This is a genomic window from Photobacterium sagamiensis, from assembly GCF_050337085.1.
Classification (GTDB): domain Bacteria; phylum Pseudomonadota; class Gammaproteobacteria; order Enterobacterales; family Vibrionaceae; genus Photobacterium; species Photobacterium sagamiensis.
Map to the genome: position 1 here is coordinate 1 of NZ_JAKJSP010000060.1, position 11,258 is coordinate 11,258.

Consider the following 11,258-nt stretch of genomic DNA (forward strand, 5'->3'; position numbering starts at 1 on the left):
GATTTTGGGGGATGGTCCAGACTTGGGTTGCTTGAGGTGGGGTAAGATAAATTCATCGAACTGCTGAGGTGTTAAATTGGTCGGGATCCTTTGCCACCGCTGACTTCCCGGTTTTTTGGCCATGAACGTTCCTGTCTGTTGGCAAAAGTCGGAAGTCTACTCTCTATCCCTTACCCAAAGCACCTTTCAGACAAATTCAGGGACATCTCGAAACCCGCAATGAGTTGTTAATAAAAACTTGCATCCATATGCATCACGGTGAGCACACTAACCTAACAAACCCATGGCCGATAATTGATGATCTCACTCTCAAAAATCGGTAGTCATTATGCCCATTACGTTAAATACGCCAGTTAGCCCCTGATTTTACCCTTTCCTGCCCCTCATAAGCCTGTAGTGACGATTTCAGGCAACTGATCAAGGCGATATGCTTCCGAAACTGTCTGTAAGTTTGTGACGGTTTTGGGCCGATTTACATATTGATATTTTCCTCCGAGAACTCACACACAAATCATCGTTAAAGGTCAACTTTTAGAATAATTATACCTACCTATCAAAATGGCAGGATTAGCCGGCCAAATCAATCAATCGTTGTTATCCCCCTGGTTATCGAGCAGGGCCGGAACCCGCATGATGGCTGCACGGCCATGATGGAATTGGACGGCGAGATCTTCTGTGCCCAGCTGTATTGGCAAAATGGGCAATGGTACGCAGTAACCGACGACCGTCGCGGAAAAGTCACGGAAGATATGCTATTGCTGGGTGTTGCCACCCGGGCAATCAAAAACCAAATTAAAGATTAAGGGAAAGAAAAATATGAAATCCATACTAGAAAAATTCACATATAGAGATGGCGTCATTTACATAAACCCCACTCAGGTGGCTGCAGTTTTGGCAATTGGTGGAGTGGTCGAAATTGAATTGAGTACAGGCACGAAATACATAGTGGCCGAAGGCATTGAAGAGGTTGTCGGCATGCTTGAAGGGTAAACCTGATCTTTTGGCGGTTTCGTGCCGGAATCGCCGCCTACCCAACCCCGCTAAATCCCCGCTTAAAACCCGCTCATTCTGTAACAAATCTACAACCTATCAAAAAGCCTCCTGAAACCCACTTAGCGACCCTTTATCTGTATTTATACATAGATGCTGGCTCAACTGCTCAAAACCCCCTGCTAACTCGCCTATTTAACATATAACGCACTTAACGCACAGAGTCGCCAATGGCCATGAATGAAGGTCTGCCACTGATCGACCTTGTGCTGTATCACGCTCAGAAAAAGCGATTAGAAAATGTATCGCAAACCAGCATTAACAGCCTGTGAATGAGTTTTAGCACTAACACACAATGGGGCAACTGCGATTTAGCGCAGCAATTGGTCACTGCATAAAATGCAAAATGCACTTTTGGTCAACATAATGCATTTTCACTCGGTATTGGGAGAAATCGCGGGCAAAGCTAAGCCCCATACATTTATTTCACCATAATCAACATTCACGTAAATTATTCGTCAATGTAAATGTGGATTAAATCTATGATGTGGATTAAATCTATGATGTGGATTAAATCTATGAAACTTTTCCTGATTTAAGACTTCTTCCTTGTACGGTTCAGCTTTTGTACATAGGCTTTATGTCATAAACAGGAGCAGCAGCATGATTAAGAGTATTAAACCACCACTCCCTACATTAACGCCCTTTTATATACCCAATATCCCTTTTGCCGTTGTTGATCCACGTGAGTTACCTGAAAACATACAGGCGGCATTTGAACAATTTATCGCTGGTTCAGCGACACCTCATCCAATCTATGTTTACAGCCATGACTATGAGCGATTCTGCATGCTGATTCGCCAAAGTAAGCTATCTCTGGAATGAGAATTTTTTTCGGCGGGAATAAGCAACTCACTCCGCTCGTTTTCCATTCATACTTTTATTCCCCCCGTTAGGGTGTTTACAACATAGGTACTTTAGGATGCTGCTAGCTCGCCCGAAACCACGTACAGATGAAACGCTAGAGAGCTATCTGATAAGAGTGGGAAACGTTAACGGATATAAGCAATCAAAGCCTTTTTTATCAGCATTAAAACGATACTTATGCAATATTGATGAATTACGGTTCGAATCTCTCCCAACTGACCTGACTGTTTTTAATCCCTGCTATTCAAGACAAAATAGTGCCAGTCGTACACATGCTATTCGGGCGCTGAGTCATTTGGTTTTCAAAGAGCCAGTCGAACTTCAACAACTCACGCTCAATCGAGCCAACGCAAAATTTTCACCTAGTACTACAGCTTTGATTCGACAGGCAGAATTATTCCCACGGTCTTTACTCAGAAAGACGAATGTACCGATTTGCCCAAAGTGTTTAGCAGAAAACGGATACGCACGATATTGGTGGCATTTCCTCCCCTATTCAAGCTGTCATATACATAACTCTGAGCTGCTCACTCAGTGCATGTGCGGGCATGAAATTGATTACCGTCATGATGGTTTATTCCCTCACTGCCCCAAGTGCAAAGTTAGCTATTTAGAGCAGCAACAATCAACTAGCGCTGATGTCTTAGAACTTTCTTTTTGGCTATCCGGTGCTCAATCTTCCCTTTACCCTGATGTATCAAGAAGTCATCGCTGGGGTATTGCACACTGGTGGTACACACAGCACGATTTGAAAATTAACGTTAGTGAATTTAATACGTTCTGGAGCAACTGGCCTCAATCACTTGATGAAGAGCTAGATCAACAAATTCAAAATGCAATTGAATTTCGAGTAAAGGATCTCAATGAGTTGACCTGTCGAGAGGTAATGGGGGCAATTCTGTTCAATACAGTGTTGCTTCCTAATCGCAATTTTCACAATAACATCATTTTTAAACACGTCGTTCGCTACCTTGATGAACACATGCTAGACAACAATGGTTTCATCGCTAACCTTCGCATAAACAGTATTGAGGCTTCGCTATTGCTGGCAACGTCTTTAGATCAAGTTGCATCCTTAGTTGAGCAAGGCCTTCTCAAACCCAACGTACGTTTGAAATCTAACAGCACGTTATCAATCAAATCATATGTGTTTTATCTGGGAGATATATTTTGCCTCTGGCTGTCTGACTTCCAATCAGAGACCTACAACCGTTCTGTATACGTCTCACGGTGGTAGCCATGACAAACTTTAATGAGTTAATCGAACTACCAAATGATGAAAACAAAATAAAAGCATTGAGAAGCGCTTTTGAACCGGCAACACTTACTGTCGATATCACTGAAAACCCAAACATAGCTTTAACCGTGTTAGTGAACCTTACTGAAAAGCGAGAAAGACAAAAGGACCTTTTGGATAAAAACACTTGCAAAGAGAAGCTTAGAAACGAAGCATGGTGGCGACGTTGTTTAAAGACGGCTAAATTTCGGCACACCCATAACCTCAAGTTTCCGGATTATCGTGCAACCGGAGTCATTCGACTGGAGCCTATTAATAAGCTTCCTGACTTTATGTTTTCTTCTTCAAAAAATGACGACAACACGTTTGGCTACGCGCAAAACTCTCGGGACATCAATGCTGCTATTTTATTGTGTAGCGATTTCATTTGGCAAGGTGCAACTCTTTCACTCGCTTTAGCCCTTACTGACACTAACCACTCGTTCTGGAAGCTGTTAAAAAAACTCGGTTGTACAGAGAAAAATAAGAAATTCGCACTGAGGCTTTTAGCAAGGATCCCGGCAAAATGTGCATCTGTCAATCTGTATCCTAACTATTTGCCTCAGGTTAGACTTCCTTTAGATGAGCACGAGTATATCTCCCTCACTCCAGTGGCCTCACATCGTGTTCAGGCAGCCATACATCGCGTGCTGGAACCTTCATCTCGTATAACAGGATTCCATCGGTGCTCAAGAGCTACCAATGTGGGCAACTTAGTGACTGCAACTGGCGCTAAAATTAATCAAATCAGAACACCACCTAAGCTACGATATACCCAACAAGATGTATCCCAGAATCAGTCACAATGGATGAACCGAGAAAGGTTCAATGCACTCATTGAGCTTAATCGACAAAGGGATTGGCTGACAACAAGCAACAAGCACAAACAGCTCAAAATTCATTATCAAATGCTGATTAAAGCGATGCTTTTAGAATGGGTAGCAGATAGAGGTATACCCCAAAACACTACACCTTCAGCACTGGCCCAGACATTCAATTTTGATTTATCAAAACTCAAGCAAGGACACCGTGTGTCTTATCAACCAGCGCTTATCCAATTCTTCGAGCATGTTTTTGCATCGACAGACACATCTGCAATTTCACCTACGCAGAAATTAGTTCAGAAAAAATATCTCGTTATCCCCAATATACACGTCTCTAACGCTAATGCAGAAAGCAGTGCTTACACTGTCGGCCTGCCCTCACTGATAGGGTTCTATGGCTTTATTCACGCATTTGAGCGCCGGTTAGAATCAAAACACGCCATCAAAACCAGAGCAAATGCTTTTGCAATATGTATGCATACCTATCATCTTCAAAAAAGAGGATTAACCAAAGAAGCGATTAAGTATGTGGGTGGTCATATTAAAAGCCCAGGTATCGTAGATGGATGGCAATGTGACTTTACGTTCAGTCTGGTTTTAAAATTAGAATCCCTTATTGAATTTGATCTCGACGCGATACTGTCATCTCTACCTAAACGCCTTTGTCGCGGTAATCTTCATATAAAAATTGCAGACATTCCTGACATCAGTTTGCAATCCACTGTTCGTGATGCGGTTAAGCATATTCAAATAGAAAGCGGACGGTGGTTAAGCCAAGATACGAGCTGTACACAGGATTCAGCTGAGTCACTAATCGAATATTGCAATAATCGAAAGAATCGAATTTTGACATGCACAGGCTACCACCTGCTGGAACAGCCTCAAAACCGTAATCACGCATTAGATAACAACTTACACGCATTTTGTGAACCAATTATTTCTGCGGTTCAACTAGTACCGTTCACATCCTCAACAGATCAAAACCAATTTCTCTGGACTTATCGTTGGGCTGGCTCTGGTCCATTGATTACTTCCATAAGGAGTCATGATGAAACTACCTAATCGCCTCTCCTACCAAGGCTCAATTGACCCATCAATCATCACTTTTCATGCCATCTGGCCATCAGGGGAAATCAAACCTTTGCGGCTTCATAGTCGAGTCGTGTTAGGCAATAAAGGCAATGCCGAAGAAGGGTTTAATAAAGATGGCAGCCGAAAGGAAAATGTTACTCGGGCCAATCTTGCTGAAGGTAATCCACATGAGATTGACTACTGCCATATACCCCATGGCGTAAAAGAAACTATTGGCGAATTTTCAGTTACGATTGAAGCAAATGCAGGCTCCTCAAAGTGTTGCAATGATCGAGAAGTAACCAATATGCTCGAAAGATTAACACAGTTATATAGCGAAAAAATTGGATTTGAATACCTTGCCGAACGGTACTTAAAGAACATCATTAAGGGTACATGGTTGTGGCGAAATCAAAAAACTTACTCAACAACAATAACAATCTCGCCATGGAAACTCACACCGATAACAGCTGAAGATATACAAAGAAAACGGTTCGAAGAAGGCTGGGAGAATGATTTACTCGGTTGGAAGCTGCTCGTTCAAGCTTTTACAGATGCGCTTCAAGATCCCAAAAAATATTTTATACTCGAAATCAAAGCGGTATTGAGTCTTCCAACAAACGCTCAGTTTCATCCAAGCCAAGTGTTTAAAGAAAGCAAAAAAGGTACAAAGGGGCGAACCTATCAGACAACAGAGATTGACGATGATGAAAGCCCTATCTTTGGTGCGTATAAAACGGGGGCTGCAATTGCCATGATTGATGACTGGTACCCCGATGCGGAATACCCTTTGAGAGTGAGTAGCTATGGTGTCGACAAAAAGCATTCCATTGCTCATCGCCACCCTGATACAGAACTAGATATCTACTCATTGCTGATGAGATCTGAAGAGCTAATAGAACAGCTAGAAAACAATACGTTCACACAGAATGGTGGTACAAACCAGCTCCATTTCATAATAGCAAACTTGATCAAAGGTGGTCTGTTTCAACTAGGAGGAAGATAAAATGACTCGTTTTTTCAAGACTGTGACATTTTTACCCGAGGACAGGAATAATGAGGTCCTTGTTGGGCGCTGTATTCATATCCTTCATGGCGTGTGCATGAATAACGAAATCAATGATATTGGCCTTTCATTTCCGAATTGGTGTATTGAGACAGTTGGTGAACGAATCTCATTCATCTCCAAAGACAAAAGGAACCTAGAGTTTCTGTTAAACCAACAGTACTTCTTCCAGATGGAACGCCTTGGGTATTTCAACATTTCAGAAACGCATCCTGTTAATACACAACCTGAAGATGATGTTCTTTTTATTCGTAATCAAGCCATTGATAACAGCTTTCCAGGTGCATTGCGACGGGATATCAAACGTGCTGAAAGAAGAGCATTCGAGCGGGGGGAAGAATATACCGCCACTTATGCTCCAACACATTATGAACAAGAGCACTACCACACAATCGCAGTCAGTAGTGGTAGCAAACGAACCAACTTCCGACTAAATATACAAATGGTAAAGCCCAACGCGCCAATTGATGGAGAGTTCACAAGCTATGGATTGTCGAATAAATCCGATACGCAGTGCTCAGTCCCAGTAATCTGACCCTTTATTTTCACACGTCTTTAACACATTGATTTATATCCATTTATAGTTCAGCAATAAAAAAGGGGATTTTTGACAAACCAAAACTAACCAACTGAAATAATTAGCTTATACTTAAAACGACAACGGTTCACTGCCGCATAGGTAGCTGATAATTTCTTGAATGGCATATTCTTCGGAAATGTCTAGTTCACTGCCGCATAGGTAGCTGATAATGACACTAATAACAACGACGGTGTCGCCAAAGTATTTACTGCCGAATAGGTAGATTAAACAAAATACAACTTAGGGAACTGCAACTAGTGCTGCTCCCTACCTTTCTTATAAACCAACAATCTCTATCAATTCATGCAATATAAAGATAGTAATGCCGATTTCATTACACTTCTCAGAGGCAGTTCTAGCTACCAGTTTTTTGTCAACTAAAAAAATCAGCTCGACCTAGTAGCTAATGTATGAAATTTACTTTCATGTAAATACGAGACAACCGTATTAATGTCAGAAAATATCAACATATGGTTGTTTTAGCCCATATCAGATTATGGTTGTTTTTCTTCTAAGGCATTGATGGTGAACTAATCATAAATATCAACTTATGGCTGTTTCTACAACTTGTAGAAACAACCATAAGTTGAAATGTATGTGTCCGGAGTATATAAGCACAACAGGCCGGCTTAACAAGGTCCACTTGATCACTGTGCCGGCGCGGGTCCGGCACAGGTTAACTTAACATCCGATTTATTCAGGAACAACTACACAGGAACTTAGTAACGTCGCGCCCTTTCCAGTTCCGACTCCATTGCCGCCGTCGCATCCAGCACCGAGGACATATCGGCCTCTTGGGCATTACCGACTCGCCAGAACGACTCGTAGCCGTTTGTCATGGTTTTGGGCAGCACCTTAATGTCGATCAGGGTCGACACCGTCTGTTGCTTGGCATCGGCCAGCGCCGCTGTCAGCTCCTCGACCGTGCGAACACTGTAGGTTTTACAGCCGTATCCTTCACCGATCTTGGCAAAGTCGACTGGCACCAGATTGCCGTTCAACCGACCAGTATCCGGGTGTCGGGCACGATTTTCAGTACCAAAACTGCCCATACCAAAACCCATCTGCAGGTTGTTGATACAACCAAAGCCCATGTTGTCGAGTAGGATCAGGTTGATCTTGCGGTTCTCCTGGATCGAGGTTTGCAGCTCGGAATGCAGCATCATAAAAGAGCCGTCACCCAGCAGCGCATACACCTCCTGATCCGGACAGGCTATTTTCACCCCCAAGGCCGCGTTTACTTCGTAGCCCATACAGGAGTAACCGTACTCCATATGATAGGTATTAGCGGTTTTCGGCCGCCACATCCGCTGCAGATCCCCCGGCAGCGAGCCCGCTGCTCCGACGATGATGGCATCGTCATCCAGCGACTGGTCCAACACGCCCAGCACCTGCGTCTGGATCAGACTGCCGCCGTGCGCTTCGATATACTCCGCCAGCCGGTCGTCCAACTGCCCGGCGACTTCGGGGACAAAGTCGTGACCTGTATATTCGATGGCCCACAGCCGTTGCAACTCGTCATCCCAAGCCTGACGGGCATGAGTGACCTCATTGTCATAGCCGGAGCGATAGCCCTCGGCCTCCAGCCGCTCGACCAAGGCTTCCAGTGCTGCTTTAGCGTCTGCCACCACAGGTGTGGCGTCCAACTTCATCGCATCGAAGCCAGCCACGTTGATGGTCAGGGTTTCTACCCCATCCCCCTGGAATAGCCACTTAGAGGCGGTGGTAAAGTCGGTGAAGCGGGTTCCCACACCGATGATCAGATCCGCCTCTTTAGCGATCAGGTTGGCCGCCAGGCAGCCTGTCGTCCCTACACCGCCCAAATTAAGCGGGTGGTGGTAAGGGATGGCACTTTTTCCGGCCTGGGTTTCGGCGAAAGGAATGTTGAATTTTTCCGCAAAAGCCCGAAACGCCTGATGGGCTTCGGAGTAGCGCACGCCGCCGCCACAGATCAGCAACGGTTTCTTCTTTCGTTTAATCAGTGAAACCGCATCCTGCAACATCGCTTCGGTAGCCGGACGACGCTCTATCCTGTGTATCCGCTTGTTGAAAAAATGGGCCGGGAATTCCCAGGCTTCACCCTGGACATCTTGAGGCAAACATACCGTAACCGCCCCGGTATCGGCGGGATCGGTCAACACCCGCATGGCATTAAGCATTGCGGTCATTAGCTGCTCGGGACGGCTAACGCGATCCCAGTATTTGGACACGGCGCGGAAGCTGTCATTGGTAGAGAGAGTCAGATCATGGAAATGCTCGACCTGTTGCAATACAGGATCCGGCTGGCGGGTGGCAAAAGTATCGCCCGGCAAGAACAGTACAGGAATACGGTTGGCCGTCGCTGTCGCCGCCGCTGTTACCATATTGGCAGCCCCCGGACCCACCGACGAGGTGACCGCGTAGATCTGCTTGCGATGCCGCTGTTTGGCAAAGCCCATCGCACTGTGGGCCATCCCCTGCTCGTTGCAACCCTGGTGGATGATAAATTCCCCATCCTGCTCCAGCGCTTGACCCAGGCCCACCACATTACCGTGGCCGAAGATGGTAAAGACACCTTTAACGAAGCGCTGCTCTACGCCGTCGATCTCGACATACTGATTCTTTAAAAACGCCACTAGGGCCTGAGCAGTGGTCATACGAATGGTTTTCATTATTTCTCCACCAGAATACGTTGTATTGACATTGAACAAATAGGGTTGCAATCAATGATATGAAATTATATTTCACCATCAAGGAAAAGTGGAACATTCGTTTCATTAATTTTTAATTATGCAAGAAGATTCACAAAACGGCCATCGAAGACTAGGAGGCGTGAAAACGAGAAGGCCTGTTTGACCTTCTCGCTTATCTGGCCAAATAGCAATCAAGTGATAGAGCACTCACTGTCACCTTAGTCCCGGCGGGAATAAAGACGGCGTGGCCCTTAGGCACCTTTTTCTGGAACTGGTTGGACACCACCCGGCACGGCGCCCCCATATTCAATAACACCGCGGCCCCGGTGTGCGCCGGTAGCGGGATCGCGCTGTCACCACTGAGGTGAGACAAACTAAACTCGCAGTCCGGAATCGGATAGCGGTTTACTCCCTCACTCTCCTTTTGTGGAGTGATGATCTCGGGCGTACAAGGCTCAATGGCGACCACCGTCAGCAACTCTTCGATATCTATATGCTTAGGGGTGAGGCCACCTCGCAGCACATTATCAGAATTGGCCATTAGCTCAATGTTGGCGCCCTCAAGGTAAGCGTGGGGCAACTGCGCTGGTTGAAAGATCCCCTTCCCCGGTTCCACCCGCACCAGATTCATCGCCAACATCGACAGCAAACCAGGATCGCAAGCATCGCTACCGCCGTGCTCTAATGCGGCTCTGGCCACCCAGTAACCATGATCGTTCTTACGGAGTTGTCCCTGTCGATAGTCAGAGATCACCTGCGCCAACAGAGGATTAAGGTAGCCTTGCAGCTCCGTCTTGCTCAGCCGCATCAGCCAGGGGTAAAACCGCTCGAATCCGTCGGAGCGCAACCGCCACGCCAGCGATTGCAACGACGGATACTGCTGATAACGGTTGATGGCGAGTCCCAGTTCGCTGAAGCCATAGAGCAGGTAGCTGGTAGTTAATGCCACCATGATCTCCGGCTTATGGTTGTCGTCCCGATAGTTACGATCAAACGCCTTTAAGCTGATCCCCTGGCGGTTCTCCCGATCAAACCCCTGCTCGGCCTGGCTCTTGTTAGGGTGCACCTGAATAGAGAGGGGGGAGCGCACATCCAAAATCTTCAACAGAAAGTTTAAGCCCTTATCCTGACCGCCATTAGTTTGCGGATTGGCCTGAATATAGTTCAGCAAATTAGTTGCGCCACCGACGATGGTTGACGGTGCGCTGCCGTGGGTGCCGAACCACAGTTCGGCAAATGGCTTATCGGTTTGCTCAATATTCAGCACCTCTGGAATAAAGGCGTTACCGCCCCATTGATAGTGCTGTACTTCGCCCCTGATCAGCAAAGGTGACTGGCACAGCAATGGCAAGTGAGGCTGCGATGGACGCTGGGACACCAATTGCGCTTGAGACAACAAGGTAGGATCGCTCATTGTACCCGCTCCCTGATGGTAGACTTCAACTTGCAGCCAAACACCACGCTGGCCAGCATCAGGGTAATACCGTTACCGATGATCAACGGCAGATCCCGCGCATTAATGCCATACATCAACCAGCAAAAAATACCAACCAGAAACATCATGTACATGGTCAGCGATATCCCGTCGGTATTTTTGGTTTTGAGGGTATGGATCACCTGAGGCAGGAACGACAGTGTGGTACATGATGCCGCCACAAACCCCAGCAGCTGAGGTTGACTCAACAGTTCCACCAGTACCGTTGATGCCAACAGCACGGTAACAAGTCCAAGGAAAGGGCCTTTCAGGCCAAGGATAGATAGGTTGTTCATAGTGTTAAATCCAAAATCGCTAACGAAATCCTGCTAGTCACATTCATAGGGAACTAGCTAAGCAATGCTGTGAGAGGGCCGA

At 45.9% G+C, this 11,258-nt stretch carries 10 protein-coding genes; 7 read left to right on the forward strand and 3 right to left on the reverse strand.

Annotation, left to right across the window (positions count from 1 at the left end; genetic code table 11):
• The first annotated feature begins 647 nt into the window (after positions 1 to 647).
• From L4D76_RS23680 to cas6f, 7 genes are all read left to right on the forward strand, one after another.
• Positions 648 to 803 (forward strand): hypothetical protein, encoded by a 156-nt coding sequence (locus L4D76_RS23680; protein WP_428443326.1) that lies wholly within the window; start codon positions 648 to 650, stop codon positions 801 to 803.
• Positions 804 to 816: 13 nt separating this feature from the next.
• Positions 817 to 990, forward strand: coding sequence for a hypothetical protein (locus tag L4D76_RS23685; RefSeq protein ID WP_428443327.1), 174 nt, complete (start codon positions 817 to 819; stop codon positions 988 to 990).
• Between the two features lie 663 nt (positions 991 to 1,653).
• Positions 1,654 to 1,875, forward strand: a complete 222-nt coding sequence (locus tag L4D76_RS23690) for a hypothetical protein (RefSeq protein WP_428443328.1) — start codon at positions 1,654 to 1,656, stop codon at positions 1,873 to 1,875.
• Between the two features lie 97 nt (positions 1,876 to 1,972).
• Positions 1,973 to 3,154, forward strand: coding sequence for a TniQ family protein (locus tag L4D76_RS23695; protein ID WP_428443329.1), 1,182 nt, complete (start codon positions 1,973 to 1,975; stop codon positions 3,152 to 3,154).
• A 2-nt stretch (positions 3,155 to 3,156) separates the two neighbouring features.
• The gene (locus L4D76_RS23700; RefSeq protein WP_428443330.1) at positions 3,157 to 5,079 is read left to right on the forward strand and encodes a type I-F CRISPR-associated protein Csy2; all 1,923 of its coding nucleotides are present in this window, start codon (positions 3,157 to 3,159) and stop codon (positions 5,077 to 5,079) included.
• Complete coding sequence (csy3, locus tag L4D76_RS23705) at positions 5,066 to 6,094, forward strand: type I-F CRISPR-associated protein Csy3 (RefSeq protein ID WP_428443331.1); 1,029 nt, start codon at positions 5,066 to 5,068, stop codon at positions 6,092 to 6,094. The genes L4D76_RS23700 and csy3 overlap by 14 nt, the downstream gene beginning before the upstream one ends.
• Position 6,095: 1 nt before the next feature.
• Positions 6,096 to 6,689 carry a type I-F CRISPR-associated endoribonuclease Cas6/Csy4 gene (gene cas6f / locus L4D76_RS23710; protein ID WP_428443332.1) on the forward strand — a complete coding sequence of 198 codons (594 nt, stop codon included), beginning with the start codon at positions 6,096 to 6,098 and terminating at the stop codon, positions 6,687 to 6,689.
• A gap of 764 nt (positions 6,690 to 7,453) precedes the next feature.
• On the opposite strand, the gene iolD is transcribed toward cas6f, so the two are convergent.
• The 3 genes from iolD to L4D76_RS23725 all read right to left on the reverse strand — a co-directional run bounded on the left by iolD (position 7,454) and on the right by L4D76_RS23725 (position 11,176).
• Positions 7,454 to 9,385 carry a 3D-(3,5/4)-trihydroxycyclohexane-1,2-dione acylhydrolase (decyclizing) gene (iolD, locus tag L4D76_RS23715; protein ID WP_428443333.1) on the reverse strand — a complete coding sequence of 644 codons (1,932 nt, stop codon included), beginning with the start codon at positions 9,383 to 9,385 and terminating at the stop codon, positions 7,454 to 7,456.
• Between the two features lie 193 nt (positions 9,386 to 9,578).
• Positions 9,579 to 10,820, reverse strand: coding sequence for a mannose-6-phosphate isomerase, class I (gene manA, locus L4D76_RS23720; RefSeq protein WP_428443334.1), 1,242 nt, complete (start codon positions 10,818 to 10,820; stop codon positions 9,579 to 9,581).
• Positions 10,817 to 11,176, reverse strand: a complete 360-nt coding sequence (locus tag L4D76_RS23725; RefSeq protein ID WP_428443335.1) for a SemiSWEET transporter — start codon at positions 11,174 to 11,176, stop codon at positions 10,817 to 10,819. The genes manA and L4D76_RS23725 overlap by 4 nt, the downstream gene beginning before the upstream one ends.
• Positions 11,177 to 11,258: the final 82 nt, after the last annotated feature.